The following is a 20,729-nucleotide window of genomic DNA, read 5'->3' as shown; positions in this document are numbered from 1 at the left end:
CTCGTACAATGGATAAAAGTGTTGACAAAATATTAACAATACCAGGCACCGTTAATGGAAATAATTTGTCCGTTTATATAATTGGCAGAAGGAGAAACAAGATAACCAATCAAATCTGCTATTTCGGCTGGATTGGCTAGGCGACCCATCGGGATATCCTCCTTAATAAAAGCCAAATCCTCAGCACTAAAGTCTTTCATCATTTGTGTATCCACCGCTCCAGGTGCAACCCCATTAACTGAAATTTGACTTGGTGCGACCTCTTTTGCTAACGCCTTGATTAATGTATTCTGTCCGCCTTTTACCATCGAATACATCACTTCCATAGAAGCACCTGTGATTCCCCAAATGGACGAGACAAAAATAATTTTACCCTTTTTTTGATGAATCATATGAGGTAGCAATTCTTGAAGGATAACAAATGGACTTGTTAAATTTAATTGAATAAAGGCATCTAATGTTTCATGATCGACTTCCGTCATTAATGCAACATGACTTTTACCACAATTGTAAACGACACAATCGATAGGATCCATTAATTGTTCAATTAGTTCCTTAGGTCCAGTTTTTACAGATAAATCGGCTTGAATCGTAGAAAAAAACTGTTTTGGGTACATAATAGCCAACTCATCAGAAAGAGATTGAATTGGCGTACTGCCTTGATAATAATGTAAGTAAAGTGACCAACCTTCAGCTGCTAATTTCCTTGCTGTCTCTAGACCAATTCCTCCACTCGCCCCAGTAATTAATGCTGTCCCTTTGTTCATTACAGTCACCTTTTTATCTTTTGGCTATGTTAAATATCTTGATTTTTTAACAAAGCCTATTTTTTTAATATTGTACAAGACGTAAAGCCTTCCTCAGAAAAATGTTCATGAAGGGTTTGCTTTAAATCGTCGGTGGTTAATTTTTCTAACTCAGGTATTAACTCAAAAAGGTCCATTTGATTAAATTTGTATCGGGTAAATTGATTTGCGATATAGTCTAATGAATTCAACGATCTCAAAATACTTCCCATTCTTTTGCGTCTTGCATTATCAAAAGATTTAGTATCAATGGTTCCATTTTTAAAATTTATGACCATTTCCTTCAGTCTTTGTTTCAATTGCTTTGGTTGCTCTGTATTCCCTCCTATAGCTGAAAAGCCAAACCCATATTCCTCTGTATATTCAAAAGAAAAACTCTCATCAATTAATCCTTCATCAATCAACGTTTTGTATTGTTCAGTCCCTCTTCCAAACATGAGTTCAAGTAATAAATTAACAGCGATCTCGTGTTTCATCAGTTCTTTTCCAGACCGATATGGTTTAGGTTCTTTGAAACCAATCAGACATTTTGGTGTCTGCACGGCCATGTGTAAAATGGATTCACTTTTAGCAACCTGACGAGGTTCATCTGGAAACACGTGTTCAATCGCCTTTTTATTCGAGTAGTCCTTTTTCTTTTGGTTTTCCTCAATGAGATGAATAATATGTTCTGGGTCAATTGGACCTGTGACAAACAAAATCATATTACTTGGATGGTAGAATGTATGATAACAATCGAGAAGCAAATCCTTTGTGATATGACTGATGGATTCAACAGTACCGGCGATATCAATTTTTATTGGGTGATGATGGTACATATTTTCAATTAGCCCAAAAAACAAGCGCCAATCTGGATTATCATCATACATTCTGATCTCTTGCCCAATAATCCCCTTTTCTTTTTCTACACTTTCATCCGTCCATGCTGGTGTTTGAACAAAATCAATCAGTGTGTTTAAATTCTTATCAACGTTTGACGTACTTGAAAAAAGGTAGGCCGTTCGATTAAAAGAGGTAAACGCATTGGCAGAGGCTCCTTGCTCGCCAAAATCATGAAAAACATCTGTTCCATCTGGTTTTTCAAACATCTTATGTTCTAGAAAATGAGCAATCCCATCTGGTACAGTAACCACTTTTTCTTGATTGAGTGGTTTAAATGTATTATCAATTGAGCCATATTGTGTTGTAAATGTGGCAAACGTTTTGTTACTTTGTTTTGGCAACATGTAGACTTTCAAACCATTGTCAAGTGTATGAAAAAAAATCGTTTCATCTAATTGAGAAAAATAGTGTTTTTTCAATTTGTTTTCACCGCACCTTGTAAAAAATATGTAGTATCTAATTTCGTTTGATTGGCAACTTCAATAATCTCTTCCGTCGTTACATTCTCTATTCCATCAATAAATTCTTCAATTGTAAATTGAACTTTTGAAGCAACCTGTTGATACAAGATGTCTGCAATAGAAAATGGATTGTCTAGTGATTCTAAAATTGAATTTTTTAGCAGTGCTTTTGTTAATGACATGTCATGCTCAGAAAATGCACCATTTTGAATTTCTGATAACTGTTCAATAATGATCGTTCGGGCTTTTTCATAATTAGAAAATTCGATGCCACTCATGACAATGATAAATCCTTTGAAGCTCTCATAGCTTGAGGAGCAATAATACGCCAGACTATTTTTTTCTCTAACATTCATAAATAATTTTGAGTGAGGAAAAGCCCCGAACAAGCCATTGAAAACTTGAGAAGCATAATATAGCGGATCGCCAAGTCGTACGTTCGTTCGAAATCCTAAATTTAATTTCCCTTGTTCAATAGGTTGGCTTTCTTTAATCACGCGTTCTTGGTCTGGAATGATGGTATCCTGATTTTGAATTCCGCCGAGTTTTTCCACTCTTTTTGTGAATGGAAAGATATGTTCCAACTCAGGAAGAATTTTTTCTTCATCGATTTGTCCAATCATAAATAAGTCTACCGCATCTTCATTAATCATTTTCATATAATACTCAAATAAATCAGTTGGAGTCACATTATCCAAATCTTTTTCATAACCATATGTATGAAGGTGAAACGGTTCATTTTCACACATCTCATCAATCAACCGTTGACTGGCATAGCGCATTTTATCATCATAAATGGATTGAATTCTTGCTTTTAGGGCTCTCTTTTCTTTATCAACGGTTTTACTATCAAAAGCATGTTCATCAATGAGAGGATCGAAGACTAATTCTCCTAGTAGCGAAAGGGCTTGTTTTAGTAGTTCCTGCTCGTTAGATAGGAAACGTTCATTTGCTATGGTCATGACAAAAGTTATAATATGTTGCTCTCCTTTTTTAGAAAGAGCTGATGATAAAGTTGCTCCATATAAATAATCTAGCCGACTTTGGAGTTCCTGTGATGTTGGAGACTTTGCTGTTGCGCTTTTTAATACATAACTCAATAATGCACGTTTTGTTACGGTTGCCTCTTCAAGTGGTGCCCTAAATTGTAACAATAACGTATTTGTTTTAAATTTATCTGTTTGAACGAGATGGCTTGTTAACCCACCTGTTGACGTCACTTTTTCCTGAATATAAGTCATTTTCTCACTCCTTCACACTTCTCTATTTATTATTCTACCCCAATAGTCATATACATAACCAGAAGTATACTCATATAACTATTCAAAAATGTATTCGCAAACAAATTATATTATGATGTCCTTTTTATTTCCAACATTGAAATAGGATAACATCTGATTTCTAATAGCTTCCAACGAGGTTCCCTAAAAGAAAAAAGAAAAATCCCTACTTGATGATGTAGGGATTTAGAAATATAAATTATTTTAGTGTTGAAAGGAACGTTTTATATTCTTTATCGGTCGATGGTACAGTAATCGATCCATCGATAATTTTTTGTTTATAATCATTAACTTTATTAAGGATATCTTTTGACAGATGTTGAGTTGAAGGTGCAATGCCTACTCCGTTCTCTTTAAGACCATATTCGAGAACTTCTCCACCTGGAAAATCTCCATCTTTTGTTCTTTTGGAGACATCATAAACGGCTTTGTCGACACGTTTCACCATTGATGTTAAAGTAACATCTTCAGGTAACCCTTGATCATATTGGTCTCTATCTACACCGATAACCCAGACTTTTTTGCCATCTTTTTTCTCTGATTTAGCTTCTGTAAAGACACCATTACCCGTTGCGCCAGCTGATTGATAGATAATGTCTGCGCCTTTACCATATAATGTTGAAGCGATTGTTTGACCTTTATCTGGAGCATCGAAAGCGCCAGCATACTGCGCATAGATTTCTGCTTTAGGATTAACAGATTTAACGCCTGCTTTAAATCCGTTTTCAAACTTTTTAATTAATGCAGAGTTTATTCCGCCTACAAATCCAATTTTATTCGTTTTAGTCGATAATCCAGCAACAACGCCAACAAGGAAAGAACCCTGTTGTTCTTTAAATGTAATATTCGCAACATTTTTTAAAGGCTTTTTATCTTTTCCTGTAACAACACTGTCAATGATGGCTAGTTGAGAATTTGGGTTTTGAGAAGACACCTTTGAAATATCCTCAACCATCGTAAAACCTGTCGCGAAAACTAGATTAAAGTTTTGGTGTACAAGTTGGTTAAGGTTAGGAATGTGATCAGAAGCTTGATTTGATTGTAAATAACGAACTTCGGAGTTTGCTTTACCAGCAGATAATTTATTATCTTTAGCAAAAGTAGTTAAACCTTCCCATGCGGATTGGTTAAATGACTTATCATCAACGCCACCCGTATCCGTTACCATGCCAACTTTGAACTTACTTTCGCTTTTTTTGCTACCATTGTCAGAACTTGCGCCTCCACAAGCAGAAAGAACCGTTCCTGAGATTGTAATCACAGCTGCTAAGGCTAATAGTTTTTTCTTTAGCAACATTTATACCCCCCTAAAATTAAACTCAATAATTACTATAGCTTATCTCTTGTCAAAGATAAATATTATTTGTCGAAAAAGAAGATCTTTTTGTTCTTTTATATTTTTTCTCATTAAAAGCGGAATATGCACGTCATCGTTTTCCCTTAATATATGGGATTCCGCTCGCTTTTGGAGCATCAGCACGTCCTACAAATCCTGCAAGTGCCAAAATAGTAATGACATATGGTGCGATGAGCAAGAAGACATCTGGTAGATGATTGAGAACTGGCACTTGTTGACCTGTAATACTTAATGATTGAGCAAGTCCAAAGAATAAAGCGGCCCCCATAGCACCTACTGGATGCCATTTTCCAAAAATCATGGCAGCAATAGCTAAAAAACCTTGACCAGCTATCGTAGACACACTGTAATTTGACGCAATCGTTACCAAATAGACACCGCCACCTAATCCTCCAAATATACCGCTAAGGATAACCGCAATATACCGTGTTTTACTCACATTAATCCCTAGTGTATCAGCGGCTTGAGGGTGTTCACCTACAGAACGTAGTCGCAAACCAAAAGGTGTTTTATAGATGACATACCATACAACAAATGAAATGATGACAGCGATATAAGAAATATAAGTTACATTTGAGAAAAGTAATGGGCCAACAACAGGAATATCATGTAATACCGGGATATCTATTTTGTCAATCCGATGGGCAATATAAGGCGTTTGACCTTTCCCATCAAAAATTAATTTTACAAGAAATAAACACAAACCCGAAGCTAAAAAGTTAATAGCTACCCCACTGACCACTTGCTCTGCTCGAAATGAAATAGAGGCAACAGCATGAATGATCGAAAAAACGCCACCTAATAGAGCAGCAATTAAGAGCGCCAGCCATGGGGATGCAGCTCCAAGTCCATGCTGCTCAAAGAAATAGGTGAAAACAGCGGCACTAAATGCACCAACGACCATTAGCCCTTCTAAACCAATATTAACAACACCTGATCTTTCACAAAAAACACCCCCTAATGCTGTAAAAATTAAAGGTGTTGCGGTCAAAATGGCTGAAGGAATAACAATGGTCAAAATTTGCATGAAGTCCATTTATTTTCCTCCTTTCGTAAGGCGCAATAAGCACCAACGAATAATATAACTTGAACCAATAAAGAAAATGATAACCGCAATAATAATAGAGACTATTTCTGTTGGTACTCCAGCTGTTGATTGCATCGTGATAGACCCCGTTTGCAGAATAGCAAATAAAGTCGCTCCAATAATCACACCAATCGAGGTATTCATGCCTAATAAAGCTACAGCGATACCATTGAATCCTATTCCTATAAATGTGGAATTTATCATCATATATTGATACGTACCAAGTCCTTCCATCGAACCTGCAACACCCGCCAGTGCGCCGGATATTACCATGGAAAGGACAATATTATTGTTTACATTCATACCAGCATACCGCGATGCATGTGGATTATAGCCTACCGCACGTAACTCGTATCCTTTTGTTGTTCGCCATAATAGAAACCAAACGAATACTGCAGCCAGTAAGGCAACGATAATCCCCCAGTGTAGCCTTGATCCTTGCGAAATATTGGATAAAAGCGTCGAAGCAAGCGATGCAGATTCTGGAATATTCGGTGTTTTTTCACCTTCTGCATATAAAAAATGTTTAATAAGATAATTTGTTGTATATAAAGCAACATAGTTCATCATAATTGTAATAATAACTTCGTGAACTTTTAAGCGTGCTTTTAAAAGACCTGGAATAAATCCCCATAGTCCTCCAGCAAGGGCTGAAACTAAAATAGCTAATGGAAGTAAGATTAATTTAGGTAGACCTGAAAACATAATACTGACGGCAACAGCACTAAACCAGCCTACAAGCAGTTGTCCTTCAACCCCAATATTGAATAACCCCGTGCGAAAAGCAAAGGCAACAGCTAAGCCTGTTAAAATAAGAGGTATGATAGCTCGAATTGTTTCACCAGTATAATAAGGTTGTAAAAATACAGACTCCAATATGGATTGATAGGCAAGTATTGGGTTGTATCCTGTAAGGAGCATAATAATGGCCCCAACTAACAAACCGAGTAGTACAGCGATCATCGGTACAACAATATTAAACCAATTTGAATTTTTTAATATTTTTGTCATCCCTCTTTAACCGCCTTCCTATGTCCCGCCATTAATAGCCCTAACTCATTTTCATTTGTCTCTTTTGCATTGACAATGTCGATAATTTTTCCTTCATAGATAACAGCAATACGATCACTTAAATTCAAAATTTCATCTAATTCAAATGATACAAGTAAAACGGCTTTACCTTTATTTCGTTCTGCTAATAGCTTTCCATGAATGAATTCAATGGCTCCAACATCTAACCCTCTTGTTGGCTGTGCTGCAATGAGTAATTCTGGACTACGATCAATTTCACGTGCAATGATCGCTTTTTGTTGATTTCCTCCAGATAAAGATCTTGCAAGTGTTAACTCACTTGGTGTTCGAACATCGTATTCTTTAATGAGTTCTTTTGCTTTTTTCGTTATTTTTTTATTGTTAAGAATACCTGCTTTAGAATAAGGGTTTTTGTAATAGGTTTGCAAAACAATGTTTTCTCTAACAGAGAAGTCTAATACAAGGCCATGTTTATGTCGATCTTCTGGAATATAACCTAGACCGGCTTCCGTTATTTTCCGTGTGCGCTTATTGGTTACATCTTGTCCATTTAGAGAAATCGATCCTTCTTTTATTTTCCTGAGTCCTGCAATTGCTTCAACAAGCTCCGTCTGACCGTTTCCATCAACACCTGCAATACCCACAATTTCATGACCATGTACTTTAAGATCAAGACCGTCTACGGTTGACACTTTACGTGAATCTAAAACCTTAAGACCTCTAATATCAAGAACGGTTTCTTTTGGATCATAGGCTTGGTCATTGACTTTAATATCGACTTTCCGACCAACCATCATAGTGGCAAGCTGGTCAGGCGTTGCTTCAGATATATGAACGGTATCAATACTTTTACCCAGACGAATGACGGTGCATCGATGACAAACTTCCATTATTTCTTTCAATTTATGGGTAATTAAGATAATCGATTTTCCCTCTTGTACAAGTGTCTTCATAATATTCATGAGTTCTTTAATTTCTTGAGGTGTTAAGACAGCTGTTGGTTCGTCAAAAATCAAAATGTCTGATCCACGATACAGTGTCTTAAGAATTTCAACTCGTTGCTGCATCCCAACAGAAATATTTTCAACTTTTTCCATTGGATTGACATCAAGATTATATTTATCTGATAGGCCTTGTACCACTTTTATAGCTTCCTTAAGATTGAGTTGTCCATATTTCGTTGGTTCACTGCCTAAAATGATATTTTCTGCAACTGTAAACTTGTCAATCAACATAAAATGTTGGTGTACCATCCCTATACCAAGTTCATTCGCTACATTGGGGTCAGAAATATGGACTTTCTTTCCTTTAACATAGATTTCACCTTTATCAGGTTGATATAAACCAAAAAGAACATTCATAAGTGTTGACTTTCCAGCACCATTTTCTCCTAATAAAGCATGAATTTCGCCTTTTTCCACTTGTAGGGTAATATTATCATTTGCCACAACCCCGGGAAACTCTTTTCGAATGTTTCTCATTTCGATCACAAATGACATTTGCTACTACTCCCCCGTCATGTAATATTCCTATTTTTAAGTTGAAAATGTGAGCTCAACTTGTATCCGTCTCATCTTATTCTTCTTCACATTTGTTTTTTTAAACACAGCTACTAAAATTGATGCCATATTAAAAGGATGGACAAGGTAAAATGAACCCTTGTCCATCTTTAAATCGTATTTAATGATGAATTATGATTTAAATGCTTTAAATTCTTTATCCGTGGTCGGTACTTTAATGGATCCATCGATGATTTTCTCTTTATAACCATTAACTTGATTAATGATGTCTTTTGATACGTTTTGTTTTGATGAAGCTATGCCAACACCGTCTTCCTTTAAGCCAAACGATAAGATTTGCCCACCTGGAAAGTGACCATCTTTCGTTTGTTGTGATACATCATTGACAGCTTTATCAACACGTTTGACCATAGAAGTTAAAGTGACATTTTCCGGTAAACCTTCTTCATATTGATCGCGGTCTACACCGATGACCCATACTTTTTTACCGTCTTTTTTCTCAGATTTTGCTTCAGTAAAGACGCCATTGCCTGTAGCACCAGCCGCTTGGTATATAATGTCAGCACCTTTTCCATACATGGTAGCCGCGATGGCTTGTCCTTTATCAGGTGCGTCGAAAGCACCAGCATATTGTGAATATATTTCTGCTTTTGGATTTACAGATTTAACACCTGCTTTAAATCCATTTTCGAATTTTTTAATTAATTCTGAATTAATTCCACCAACAAAGCCAATTTTATTTGTTTTGGTTGTAAGGCCTGCAACGACCCCAACTAAGAAAGAACCTTGTTCTTCTTTAAATGTAATGCTCGCTACATTTTTCAAAGGTTTATTACTTTTGTCAACGATGGCACTATCTATGATGGCTAAATTGGCTTTTGGATTTTGCTGTGCAACCTTCGTCATATCACCAGCCATTAAATAGCCTACGCCAAATACTAGATTAAAGTTTTGGTGAATCAATTGATTCAAGTTCGGGGTATAATCCGTGGCTTGAGTAGATTGCAAATAACGAACATCATCATCTGTTTTTGTTCCTGCTGATAAATCGTTCTTTTTCGCAAATGATTGTAACCCTTCCCATGCTGACTGGTTAAACGATTTGTCGTTGACCCCACCTAAATCAGTAACCATTCCTATCTTAACCTTTTTTTCTTTTTTACTGCTATTGTCTGAAGAGCTAGCCCCTCCACATGCAGAAAGAAGTGTTCCTGCTATAGCGACGACAGTAGCAAGTGCCATCATTTTCTTTTTTAGCACCCAAAAGCCCTCCCTTTAAGTTAGTATAAGTAGCACACAATATTTACTATATATTATCTAATAAAAAAGATAAATAAAAAACGACGAAAAAAATAATTAATTCGTCATTTTTTGTAATTAATTGACTTTTATCAAGTAAGCGATTCGATTCACTTGCTATTGACTTAATGCATCATCATCTGGTTGCTTACTAACAAGCACTGTTCGAGGCTTACTTCCTTCATATGGACCGACGATTTCTCTTGCTTCCATTGCGTCAATTAGCCTTGCAGCTCTTGTGTACCCGATTCGAAATCTCCTTTGAAGCATTGACACAGAGGCTGTTTGCATTTGCGTCACTAATTGAACAGCATCGTCATAAAGGTCATCAACAATCTCTTGAACATTAGATTCTGGTTCATCCGTCGGTATCATATTTTCTTGATATTGAGCCTTTTGTTGAGATATCACATAATCGACCACTTTCTCTACCTCGTCATCCGTCAAAAATGCACCTTGAATACGCGTTGGTTTTGAAGCGCCTATAGGGAAGAAGAGCATATCTCCTTTACCCAAGAGCTTTTCAGCTCCACCAGAATCTAAAATTGTACGGGAGTCGGTAGTAGACGACACACTAAAGGCAATACGCGAAGGAATATTCGCTTTAATTACGCCTGTAATGACATCTACAGATGGTCTTTGTGTAGCAATAATCAAGTGAATGCCGGCAGCACGTGCCATTTGGGCAAGACGTGTAATCGCTTCTTCAACGTCTTTTGATGCCACCATCATTAAATCAGCTAATTCATCAATGATGACCACGATATATGGCATAAGCGGTTGATCTTCATTATTTTCCTCGTTATAGCGTTTAACGTGTTGATTATAACTTTCTAGATTCCTTGTCCCACTGTGCGAAAAGAGTTCATATCGTCTTTCCATTTCACTGACCACTTTCTTCAGAGCTTGCGAGGCCTTCTTCGGATTTGTAACAACTGGTGACATAAGATGTGGGACACCATTATAGACATTGAGCTCAACCATTTTAGGGTCCACCATAAGTAGCTTCACTTCGTGTGGCTTGGTTCGCATAAGAAGACTTGTAATAATACTATTAATACAAACACTCTTCCCGCTCCCTGTAGCACCGGCAACTAATAAGTGGGGCATTCGATTCAGTTCAGCGAGTATCGGTTCACCTGAAATATCCCTTCCAAGACCTATGGCTAATTTTGACGTTTGTTTTTTAGCATTGTCTGATTCTAACACTTCCCTGAGACTGACCATCGTAATCTCTTGGTTAGGAACCTCAATTCCAACCGCTGATTTCCCAGGGATGGGTGCTTCAATCCTTATCTCTTTCGCTGCTAAAGCTAGTGCTAAATCATCGGTTAAGCTGACGATCTTACTGACCTTTACACCAACATCAGGATAAACTTCGTAACGAGTTACGGCTGGTCCCAAATGGACTTTCTTTACCTTTGCCCGCACGCCGAAACTATGAAATGTTCGTTCTAATTTCTCTATATTATTTGTTACATGTTTTTTCTCACTTTGTTGAGTATTTTTCTTCGGATGATTTAATAGACTTAATGAAGGAAGCTGATAATCGGCATCTTCCGGTGTCGTCATAGCAAACTCAGGTCCAGATTGCTCTTCTTCGTGCTTATTTGAAGCGGTAGGCGTTGGTGGTGCTTCTTCTTTCTGTGGTGCCTGCTCAACCACTTCTGCTTCTGAAAAATCATGTATGATGGGAGCTTGCTCATGGGTATTTTCCATTTGATCCCATTCTTCTTTTTGTGCTTCTATTTGTGCTTCTATTTGTGCTTGTATTTCTTCCTTACGTTTTTCTTTTCTTTCTTTTTTTAATTGTTTAGCAGCTGAAAGTTTTATACGTTTCGTTTCAATGGATTGAGACATCTTTTTATAGAAACGCTCAAACACTCCGCCAAAGGTTTCTTTTAAAGATCGACCTGTAATAAGGATTAAAGATATAACAATAAAGAAAAAGGAAATAAACATCGTCCCTGGAGCATCAAATAAAATATAAAAAAAGGCAAAACCAATAGCACCGATCATTCCCCCGCCAAGACGATCACTGTTAATCACTCCGGTTAACTGCCCTCGATACAACTCCCAAGTGTTCATGATAACCGATGTGTTCTGCCACTCGTTGGCTGAAGAAAGATCCGTAAATAATTTAACATGGCTTAATAATAAGATTGAAAAATACAGGAGATAAAATCCGATTAAACGCCGAGTAAAAAACACAGGTTGTTTATGTTTAATAATGTAATAGATTGCAAGTATTAGTAAATAGATAAAGACGATCATGTACCATTCACCAACGAAAAACCTTAACCCCTGGATAAGAACCTCACCAGCAATTCCATAGTTTGCGAGTCCAATACAAATCAAGGCAAACATAACTAAACCAATCACTTCATATATAAAAACATCTTTCCAACCTTTTTTCTGCATTTTTCTTTTTTTTCTTTTTGCCACTTTTATCACCTCTGACATTTTGGGTGAATAATAAAAGGCTAAAAGGTCGTCAAACCGATTAACCTGTTATCATTCATTTTTCTCCCGCATTAACGGTAAGTAATTAGTGGGGGATGATGAAAACCCTCACTGATTGAAGTTTCACCTTATCTAATACGAAAGGCCATTATTTTTTGAGCGCAGTAAAGGTTTCATCACAACTTGTTCACCAGGTTGAAATCGTTCATCCAAAAAGTCTTGAGGATTTGAACTAATGAGCCGGATTATTTTTAACTGATTTTGGTTTTCAACTTCTACAACCAGCGTAACACCTTGAATATTTAATGTCATTTGATTATTACTTTTAGGTTCCGTATCACTAAATATCACTTCTTCAGGATAGATGGTGTACAATATCATTGTACCACCTGCTCATCTGACTTGCCTTTATAAAAAGAAATTAATTCATTCAATTTAATTAATGACTTGCCTAATCCACCAATGCCATCAATAAGACCATACTTCACTGCATCTTCTCCAATGACATTCGTTCCTATATCTCGAGTTAAATTGCCTCGACTATACATCAGTTCTTTGAATCGCTCTTCAGTAATCTTAGAATTTTTGACCACAAAATTAGTAATGCGATCCTGCATCTTCTCTAAATATTCGAATGTTTGTGGTACGCCTATAACCATCCCAGTTAATCGAACAGGATGAATGATCATAGAAGCACTCTCAACTATAAAAGAATAATTAGATGCAACAGCAATTGGAATACCAATAGAATGACATCCTCCCATTACAAGGGTGACCGTTGGCTTTGATAATGTCGAAATCATTTCGGCAATAGCTAGTCCCGCCTCAACATCGCCACCAACTGTATTAAGGATAACTAAAAGGCCCTCTATTTGCTTACTTTGCTCGATTGCTACTAATTGAGGAATGAGATGTTCATATTTTGTTGTTTTGTTTTTTGGAGGAAGGGCCAAATGACCTTCAATTTGTCCTATGATCGTTAAACAATGGATATTTGAAACGGGTTGTTCAGGAGCTTTCATTTGACCTAACTTTTGTATTTGATTAAGTATCTCGTTTTGTTCTGAAGGATGGTTAACTTCGACTTCAATCTCCTTCTCCAATTCTTCATCAGACATATTCTCCAACTCCTTTATTTATCACTTTTCTTAGTATGAGAAGGAGTCTCTTATTTGATACAAATTTTTATTTTATATATTTCTTAGGACCTCGTTTTCTCTACTTCAAAAGAATGAATTGAAAGATGGCTCATGCAAAGAGGGTTACATCAATGAGTCAAAAATAATGATGTTCTCTAAAACTTGATTATGTATCTATATTTAAGCCGACCCACACGAAAAAGAACATCACTTATGTGACGTTCTTTTTCATTTATATTTCCATGATAATTGGCAATATCATTGGACGGCGTTTGGTTTTCTCGTATAAATATTTGCTTAATACATCTCGTATCCCATTCTTTAAAGACGACCACTCAGAAACATTCTTTGTTAATGATTGAGAAATCACTTCAGACACAATTTGACTCGCATCTTCAATTAATTTTTCCGACTCTCGTACATAAACAAATCCACGTGTAATGACCTCAGGTCCTGATAAGATTTTCTTTGTTTGTCTACCAAGTGTGACAACCACGACAAGCGTCCCGTCTTGGGAGAGAAGTCTTCGGTCTCTGAGAACAATATTCCCAACGTCTCCTACTCCAAGACCGTCAACCAAAAGATGACCAGCTGGGACTTTTTCTGCTTGTCTTGCTGTTCCCTCATTAAATTCAACGACATCACCTTTATCTAATAAAAAGATGTGATGATTTGGAACACCTGATTGAATAGCTAGTTCTTGATGAGCAATGAGCATTTTAAACTCACCATGTATGGGAACAAAATATTTTGGTCTCATTAATTGCAGCATGAGTTTCAATTCTTCTTGTGCTCCATGACCTGATACATGAACACGTTTGCCATGTATGACGTGAACACCCATCCGCATTAACTCATCGATCGCTTTCGTCACGATTTTTTCATTTGATGGGGTCGAGGATGCAGCAAATATAAATAAATCATTTTGTTTGGGTGTAATTCGTTTATGTGCATGATTAGCAATACGAGTCATGGATGATACTGGATCACCAGCGTGTCCTGTTGTTAAGATGGCTATGTCACTATCGTTTTGTTTTTTTGCTTCATCCCAAGTAATGAATGTATTTTCTGGAATTGATAAATATCCCTGCTTTATAGCAATTGATACAATCCGTTCTAAATAACGACCATCAAGAACGACTTGACGATCATTCAAAACTGCTGCATCAATAAATTGTTGAATTCGATGTATATTTGTAGCATATAAGGATGCAATAACTCTTCCTTCTGCAACATAGAAAAGATCTCTTAAATTGGCTCCAACAACGGCATCTGAATCCGTTTTTCCTGGTATTTCAGCGTTTTTACTATCTGAAAGTAAACAAAGTACGCCTCGGTCTCCAATACGAGCCATTTTGCTGATATCCGCCTTTTTCCCGTCAACCGGTGTATAATCAAATTTAAAATCACCAGTATGTACGATTGCCCCTTGGGAAGTATAAATTGCCACTCCAATTGAATCAGGGACACTATGATTGGTCCTAAAAAAAGAAATTCTTCGAAAACCTAATTTCAAACTTCTTCCAGGTTCAATCGTTACAAACTTATCCTTTCCTTTACCCTTTCCGAATTCTTTTAATTTTTCTTTTAAGAGTGCCAAGGTAAATTTAGTCGCATAAACGGGAGCATTTAACTTTCTTAATAGGTAAGGAAGACCTCCAATATGAACTTGGTGACCATGTGTTAGAAAAATACCCCTAACACGCTCCTTATTTTCTATTAAATATGTTGCATCAGGAATGACTGTATCGATTCCTAGCATATCCTCATGTGGATGCATAAGTCCTGCATCAATGATAAATATATCATCATTCACTTCAATGACTGTCATGTTATTTCCTAATTCGCCAACGCCGCCCATTGCATAAATCTTCACTTCGTCTGATTTAGAATTTGACAATGGGTATTCCTCCTATTTTCTATAGCAGCCATCAATCCGAACAACCCGAACTAATCATTGACTTTATTATACCCAAATCCTCATTCAATGTACAACTTCTATCACCTTTTTACAAAAAATATCTTTGCCTCATCAGTTGGAGATGTCATGTTATTTGAATCAACAAGGCATAAAAACGAATTCAAAACGCTTGTCAGAGAAGTAGGTTAACATCCATTGTTTCCGCATTAACGGCAAGGATTGACCGGTAATGAGTGTAAACGAGCCTTCTTAAATAGGGGATAACTAAGTTTCACTTTTTTCTTTCTATAGAACACAAAAAAGAACTTAACTCCAAATCTCCTTGTAAAAGGAAGAAAACTTTTTTGCTCAGGGTTTTCTATATTTGGAGTAAAGTCCTTTTGTCTAATTAAATGAACTTTTAGGCTAATGGTTGTAGGGTTTTACTAGCTATGTCTAACAATTCTTTCTCTTCTGTTTCAGTTAAATTGACCATAGGTAACCGAACACTACCTACATCAATTCCTTGTCGATTTAATAAGGTTTTAACTGGCACAGGATTAGGTGCTTTAAATAGTTCACGCATAAGCGGAAGTATAGATAAATGAATTTTTGCTGCTTTTTCATTTTGACCAACTTTAAATAAGTCGATCATTTCTCTCATTTGTTCACCTATAACATGCGATGCCACTGAAATAACCCCGTGACCTCCAACAGAAAGAATAGGCAGTGTAAGACCATCATCGCCACTATACACATAGAAATCGTCATCTGTTCCTTCAATAATTGTGGCAATTTGATCCAAATTTCCACTGGCTTCTTTGACTGACGTAATATTTTTTATTTTAGATAAAGCTATAATTGTTTCGGCACTAACATTCACAGATGATCGACCTGGAATATTGTATATCATAACTTCTTTCGTAACATTTTCCGCTATCGTTTTAAAATGTTCATATAACCCTTTTTGATTGGGTTTACTATAATAAGGGGCAACAAGCATGAGGGCATCCACACCAAGAGCTTCTACTTTTTTAGAAAAAGCGATGGTTTCCTTTGTGTTATTGTTCCCTGTTCCAGCTATAACTTTTACACGTCCACCCGCAACATTAACAACATGTTCAAATAGTTTCAGCTTCTCATCTAATGTGAGTGTTGGTGATTCACCTGTAGTCCCAGCAACAACGATACCTTCTGATTTTGATTTAATTAAATGTTCAACTAGCTGGGTTACTTTGTCGTAACTTACATTCCCATCATCATCAAACGGTGTCACCATCGCAGTTAGTAATGTCCCAAAATCCACGGCTCTCATCTCCTATTTCGTATGGTCTAATCTATCATCACTATCTTGTTTTTCTAGTTCAAACACACTGTGCAGCGTATTAACAGCTTCTATCATATCGTTTTGTTTGACAAGGACCCAGATTGTATTATGTGAGTCAGCAGATTGTAAAATTTGAATTCCTGCTTGAGTGAGAGTGGTCACTATTTTCGATGCTACACCTGGAACACCCGCCATGCCTGCTCCAACTGCAGATACTTTTGCACACCCAGGCAAAACGATCGGTTCGTAGCCTAATTCTTTTAATGTTTGAGTAGCTATCTCCGTTACTTCTTCAGGGACAGTATAAATAACCCCCCGTGGGCTAATATTGATTAAGTCCACACTGATTTGTTTATCTGCCATCGATTTGAACACTTTGGAATGAAGATCAAAGTCATCTTTTTTTGCTTGTACTCGAATTTGTGTCACATTTTTCACATATGTTATTCCTGTAATGGGTCTTTCTTGAACGTCCTTACCGTAATTGGACTTTTTTATGGACGTGATTAATGTACCAAGATCATTCGACATTGTTGAACGAATATGAATAGGTATCTTTGCATTCATCGCAATTTCAACGGCTCTCGGGTGAATCACCTTCGCTCCTTGATAAGCTAAATTGCAAATTTCTTGGTAAGTCAAAACAGAAAGTGGCCTGGCATCATTCACAATCCGAGGATCCGCTGTCATGACACCGTCAACATCTGTAAAAATATCAATCCATTCAGCTTGAAGCGCGGCACCTAAGGCTGCTGCAGACGTATCACTTCCACCTCTGCCAAGCGTCGTTATTTCACCTGTCTCTGTTTGACCCTGAAAACCAGCTACAACAACAACATCGAGCTTTCTTAACAAATATGTCAATCGATCGACTTTCATATCGAGAATTCTAGCATTCGTAAACATATCAGATGTCAAAAATCCTGCCTGACCTCCTGTTAATGCTTCAGAGGCGATTCTTTTAGATTTAAGTAAATTCGAAAATACGATCGAAGAAATAATTTCACCGCATGACATGAGTAAATCTTTTTCACGAGGTGAAATATAATGGTCATTGACTAAACTGAGCAGAGTATCTGTTGCATAGGGAGCTCCAGATCTACCCATGGCCGATACGACGACAACAACTTTGTAACCATCTTGTACTGCTTTTGAGATATGTTCAATGGCTTTTAGTCGATTCTCTTCCGTTGCTACTGATGTACCGCCAAATTTCTGAACAATTATTTTCATCTCATGATGGCTCCCTCTTTAAGCTTTAACTAATCCTAATTTTTGCAAGCTTTCAGCAATTTGAACAGAATTCCATGCGGCACCTTTAAGAAGATTATCAGAAACGATCCATAGATGAAAACCATTTGGTACATCAGGATCTTTTCTTATTCGACCAACGAAAACTTCTTTTTTATCAATAGCATGAAGTGGCATTGGATAAATTTGATTAGCTGGATCATCTTCAAGCACAATACCAGGTGCTTCACTCAAAAGTTGTTTAATATCACTTGAAGATACATCATCTCGATCAATTTCTATATAGACAGATTCTGCATGACTGATGGCAACAGGTAATCTCACGCAAGTCGCCGATACTTTAATGGAGTCATCACCCATAATTTTTTTGGTTTCATTTATCATTTTCATTTCTTCAAACGTATAGTCGTTTGGTTGGAACAAATCAATTTGTGGAATGGCGTTAAAAGCTAATTGATAATGTTTTTTGTCACCTTTAACTGGTAAAATTTCTGGTGTGATTTCTTCCCCTTTTAAAAATTTTTCAGTTTGTTCATTTAATTCTTTAATAGCTGAAACACCAGCACCTGATACAGCTTGGTATGTGGAGACGATCACTCGACTTAAACCATACGCTGAACGTATCGGTTCAAGGGCAGCGACCATTTGAATAGTTGAACAATTTGGATTAGCAATTATCCCATTGTGATTAAACAATTCTTTTTCATTCACTTCTGGAACAACAAGCGGTGTATCTTTGTCCATCCGAAATGCACTTGTATTATCAATAACCACGGCACCTCTCTTAACAGCTTCTGGTGCAAGTTCTTTTGAAACTGATCCCCCTGCACTGAATAAGGCAATTTGAACAGATTCAAATGCTTCAGGCTTAGCTTCTTTGATTGCCCATTCTTTACCGCCAAACTCAACTGTTTTACCAACTGACCGTTTTGATGCTAAGGGGGTTATTTTACCGACTGGTAACGGTGAACCTTCTAGCATTTTTAACATACGAGTTCCAACAGCGCCTGTAACACCGACCACTGCAACATGAAAACCATTCGATTGATACACTCAACATCTCTCCCTATCCATTGCAACATGACAAGAGTAATACTCTATATTTAATTAACTAAGTTAAAACCCTCAGTAAGAAAGTTGCATCTATTTTTAAAGTCAAAGGAGAAACAAGAGAAAGATGTTTCTCCCTAATAATTACGTTCTATTTTAACATATACAACGTAAAATAAAAGATGAATGAGGATTAATCACGAAATTTTTCTATTAAAATAGGTTGAATTTGTTCACCATCAAGGGCGTGTTCCACTGTTTCTTTTAGAAGAGACATTCTTGCCACTAATGAATTGGGTTTGTGGGCGGGATTATCTTGACCATATGGAATAAAATAGATATCTTTTGCGACTAATAATTGTGCGATATTTTTACCATTTAAACCTAAACCATCATTCGTTGAAATCCCTAGAACGACAGGCCGGTGACTTCGAAGGGTCGCTTTTGCTCCCATTAAAACAGGTGAATCAGTCATAGCGTTAGCAAACTTACTCATGGAGTTTCCTGTTAAGGGAGCGATAACCATACAATCAAGGGGGGTTTTGGGTCCAAATGGTTCGGCTTTTACAATGGAATCGACAACTTCATGCCCTGTCATTTCCTCAACTTTTTTAACCCAATCCTTTCCATCTCCGAAACGTGTTACGGTATTTTTGACTGTATATGTGACAAAACAAACAACATCCGCTCCCGCATCCAATAATGATTGAATCTGCGGTACGACTTCTCCATAAGTACAATGCGACCCTGTTATTCCAAATCCAATCCGTTTGCCTTTTAAATTCATGCGTTATTCTCCCCTTTTTCAAACTTTTGAAGTAAAAGTTCAGCTAACACATTAGCAATAATTCGGCCCGCCGTTTTTGGTGCCACCATTGCAGGTAAACCAGGTGTTATAATGGCTTTTATCCCACGTTTTTCAGCATATCTAAAATCCGTACCACCAGGTAAAGAGGCAACATCAATAATAAAGGCATTGGCGGGCATTTGCGAAAGTACCTCACTCGTTAAGATGGGTGCTGGAACCGTATTAATGCAAACATCAATATCACGTACCTCTTTGGCCAAATCACGTGTATAGAAGGGTTTTAGGCCCATCTCCGTTATTCTTGCGATATGAGCGGGATCCCTTACACCCACTTTTACAATAGCGCCAAGAGCATCAAAAGCTCTTGCAATCGACATACCTGTTCTACCTAAACCAAGAACAACAACTTTTGATTGATGTATCGTAATATCCGTATGTTGAATCACCATCATGATGGTTCCTTCAACTGTAGGAATGGAATTATAAATAGCAACATCATCACGTTCAAATAGTTTGACCATCTCTCGCTTGCATTCTGATGTCAGTTCATCAAGATATGGGGTTGATATACCTGTATATACGGAGCAATATTCCGGCGTTTCTGTAAACCATTTTTTTATAAGACGAACCGGTTTATCTGAAAAAATGGCCTTTACTTCACCATCTTCTTTTGCACCACCAACAGGTAGGATAATCCCATCTACCTCTTTTGGATTAATTTCTTCAAGTTCAACTTTTGATGCCCCGTTGAAATGTCGATTGAGTTGATCAAATCCAACAAGAGACAAACGTGCATCAAGTTCATTGAGTTTTTCAATGACTTCGATTTGCCTAGCATCACCACCTAAAATGACAAGGTGTTTATTCGTAAGCATTCATTGGTCTCTCCCCTCTTTTTCCATCTCCCTTATGATTCACCTAAATGAATGACTAAAGGGACAAACGAATGAGCCATTTTATGAATTGCGATATTTAAAACAATTCACCGTACCAGATCTTAACGCTCACCATATCATATGATTTCTAGGCTCCTTTGTGCTACAAAATGATTTGAAATACGTTATAAG

At 37.0% G+C, this 20,729-nt stretch carries 17 protein-coding genes; all 17 read right to left on the bottom strand.

Features of this window, described 5'->3' with window-relative positions:
- Nucleotides 1-32: 32 nt before the first annotated feature.
- The 17 genes from ymfI to dpaA all read right to left on the bottom strand — a co-directional run bounded on the left by ymfI (nucleotide 33) and on the right by dpaA (nucleotide 20,537).
- A complete protein-coding gene (ymfI, locus tag GMB86_RS12745) occupies nucleotides 33-767 on the bottom strand; it encodes an elongation factor P 5-aminopentanone reductase (RefSeq protein ID WP_155220517.1) in 735 nt (244 codons plus the stop codon).
- A 56-nt stretch (nucleotides 768-823) separates the two neighbouring features.
- Nucleotides 824-2,107 carry an EF-P 5-aminopentanol modification-associated protein YfmH gene (gene yfmH / locus GMB86_RS12740; RefSeq protein WP_155220515.1) on the bottom strand — a complete coding sequence of 428 codons (1,284 nt, stop codon included), beginning with the start codon at nucleotides 2,105-2,107 and terminating at the stop codon, nucleotides 824-826.
- A complete protein-coding gene (yfmF, locus tag GMB86_RS12735; protein ID WP_155220512.1) occupies nucleotides 2,104-3,390 on the bottom strand; it encodes an EF-P 5-aminopentanol modification-associated protein YfmF in 1,287 nt (428 codons plus the stop codon). The genes yfmH and yfmF overlap by 4 nt, the downstream gene beginning before the upstream one ends.
- Nucleotides 3,391-3,628: 238 nt before the next feature.
- Nucleotides 3,629-4,726, bottom strand: coding sequence for a BMP family lipoprotein (locus tag GMB86_RS12730; protein WP_155220510.1), 1,098 nt, complete (start codon nucleotides 4,724-4,726; stop codon nucleotides 3,629-3,631).
- A gap of 130 nt (nucleotides 4,727-4,856) precedes the next feature.
- Nucleotides 4,857-5,822 (bottom strand): ABC transporter permease, encoded by a 966-nt coding sequence (locus GMB86_RS12725; protein WP_155220508.1) that lies wholly within the window; start codon nucleotides 5,820-5,822, stop codon nucleotides 4,857-4,859.
- A complete protein-coding gene (locus GMB86_RS12720; protein ID WP_155220506.1) occupies nucleotides 5,823-6,884 on the bottom strand; it encodes an ABC transporter permease in 1,062 nt (353 codons plus the stop codon).
- On the bottom strand, nucleotides 6,881-8,404 hold the full coding sequence (locus tag GMB86_RS12715; protein WP_155220504.1) for an ABC transporter ATP-binding protein: 1,524 nt from the start codon (nucleotides 8,402-8,404) through the stop codon (nucleotides 6,881-6,883). Before GMB86_RS12715 ends, GMB86_RS12720 begins: the two co-directional genes overlap by 4 nt.
- A 192-nt stretch (nucleotides 8,405-8,596) precedes the next feature.
- A complete protein-coding gene (locus GMB86_RS12710) occupies nucleotides 8,597-9,670 on the bottom strand; it encodes a BMP family lipoprotein (protein WP_155220582.1) in 1,074 nt (357 codons plus the stop codon).
- 171 nt (nucleotides 9,671-9,841) lie between these two features.
- Entirely contained in the window at nucleotides 9,842-12,169 is a 2,328-nt protein-coding gene (locus tag GMB86_RS12705) for a DNA translocase FtsK (RefSeq protein WP_329602916.1), read from the bottom strand.
- A 150-nt stretch (nucleotides 12,170-12,319) separates the two neighbouring features.
- A complete protein-coding gene (locus GMB86_RS12700; protein ID WP_196220223.1) occupies nucleotides 12,320-12,562 on the bottom strand; it encodes a YlzJ-like family protein in 243 nt (80 codons plus the stop codon).
- Nucleotides 12,563-12,564: 2 nt separating this feature from the next.
- Complete coding sequence (locus GMB86_RS12695) at nucleotides 12,565-13,323, bottom strand: ClpP family protease (protein ID WP_329602919.1); 759 nt, start codon at nucleotides 13,321-13,323, stop codon at nucleotides 12,565-12,567.
- Between the two features lie 235 nt (nucleotides 13,324-13,558).
- Nucleotides 13,559-15,226: a ribonuclease J gene (locus GMB86_RS12690; RefSeq protein ID WP_155220496.1), complete on the bottom strand. Its 1,668-nt coding sequence runs from the start codon at nucleotides 15,224-15,226 to the stop codon at nucleotides 13,559-13,561.
- Between the two features lie 421 nt (nucleotides 15,227-15,647).
- Entirely contained in the window at nucleotides 15,648-16,532 is an 885-nt protein-coding gene (gene dapA / locus GMB86_RS12685; RefSeq protein ID WP_408033840.1) for a 4-hydroxy-tetrahydrodipicolinate synthase, read from the bottom strand.
- A gap of 12 nt (nucleotides 16,533-16,544) precedes the next feature.
- Nucleotides 16,545-17,786, bottom strand: coding sequence for an aspartate kinase (gene dapG, locus GMB86_RS12680; RefSeq protein WP_155220492.1), 1,242 nt, complete (start codon nucleotides 17,784-17,786; stop codon nucleotides 16,545-16,547).
- Between the two features lie 18 nt (nucleotides 17,787-17,804).
- On the bottom strand, nucleotides 17,805-18,857 hold the full coding sequence (gene asd, locus GMB86_RS12675) for an aspartate-semialdehyde dehydrogenase (protein ID WP_329602915.1): 1,053 nt from the start codon (nucleotides 18,855-18,857) through the stop codon (nucleotides 17,805-17,807).
- A 190-nt stretch (nucleotides 18,858-19,047) separates the two neighbouring features.
- Nucleotides 19,048-19,641 carry a dipicolinate synthase subunit B gene (gene dpaB / locus GMB86_RS12670; RefSeq protein ID WP_155220490.1) on the bottom strand — a complete coding sequence of 198 codons (594 nt, stop codon included), beginning with the start codon at nucleotides 19,639-19,641 and terminating at the stop codon, nucleotides 19,048-19,050.
- Nucleotides 19,638-20,537 (bottom strand): dipicolinic acid synthetase subunit A, encoded by a 900-nt coding sequence (gene dpaA, locus GMB86_RS12665; protein WP_155220488.1) that lies wholly within the window; start codon nucleotides 20,535-20,537, stop codon nucleotides 19,638-19,640. The genes dpaB and dpaA overlap by 4 nt, the downstream gene beginning before the upstream one ends.
- Nucleotides 20,538-20,729: the final 192 nt, after the last annotated feature.

Origin of the sequence: Terrilactibacillus tamarindi, assembly GCF_009718825.1 — a bacterium.
Taxonomy (GTDB): domain Bacteria; phylum Bacillota; class Bacilli; order Bacillales; family Sporolactobacillaceae; genus Terrilactibacillus; species Terrilactibacillus tamarindi.
This window is presented reverse-complemented; position numbering and strand designations above follow the sequence as displayed.

Bases quoted from the DNA above. Each gene is read 5' to 3' on its own strand.
- ymfI (WP_155220517.1), bottom strand. From the start codon at position 767: ATGAACAAAGGGACAGCATTAATTACTGGGGCGAGTGGAGGAATTGGT.
- yfmF (WP_155220512.1), bottom strand. From the start codon at position 3,390: ATGACTTATATTCAGGAAAAAGTGACGTCAACAGGTGGGTTAACAAGC.
- GMB86_RS12730 (WP_155220510.1), bottom strand. From the start codon at position 4,726: ATGTTGCTAAAGAAAAAACTATTAGCCTTAGCAGCTGTGATTACAATC.
- GMB86_RS12725 (WP_155220508.1), bottom strand. From the start codon at position 5,822: ATGGACTTCATGCAAATTTTGACCATTGTTATTCCTTCAGCCATTTTG.
- GMB86_RS12720 (WP_155220506.1), bottom strand. From the start codon at position 6,884: ATGACAAAAATATTAAAAAATTCAAATTGGTTTAATATTGTTGTACCG.
- GMB86_RS12715 (WP_155220504.1), bottom strand. From the start codon at position 8,404: ATGTCATTTGTGATCGAAATGAGAAACATTCGAAAAGAGTTTCCCGGG.
- GMB86_RS12710 (WP_155220582.1), bottom strand. From the start codon at position 9,670: ATGATGGCACTTGCTACTGTCGTCGCTATAGCAGGAACACTTCTTTCT.
- dapG (WP_155220492.1), bottom strand. From the start codon at position 17,786: ATGAAAATAATTGTTCAGAAATTTGGCGGTACATCAGTAGCAACGGAA.
- dpaB (WP_155220490.1), bottom strand. From the start codon at position 19,641: ATGAATTTAAAAGGCAAACGGATTGGATTTGGAATAACAGGGTCGCAT.
- dpaA (WP_155220488.1), bottom strand. From the start codon at position 20,537: ATGCTTACGAATAAACACCTTGTCATTTTAGGTGGTGATGCTAGGCAA.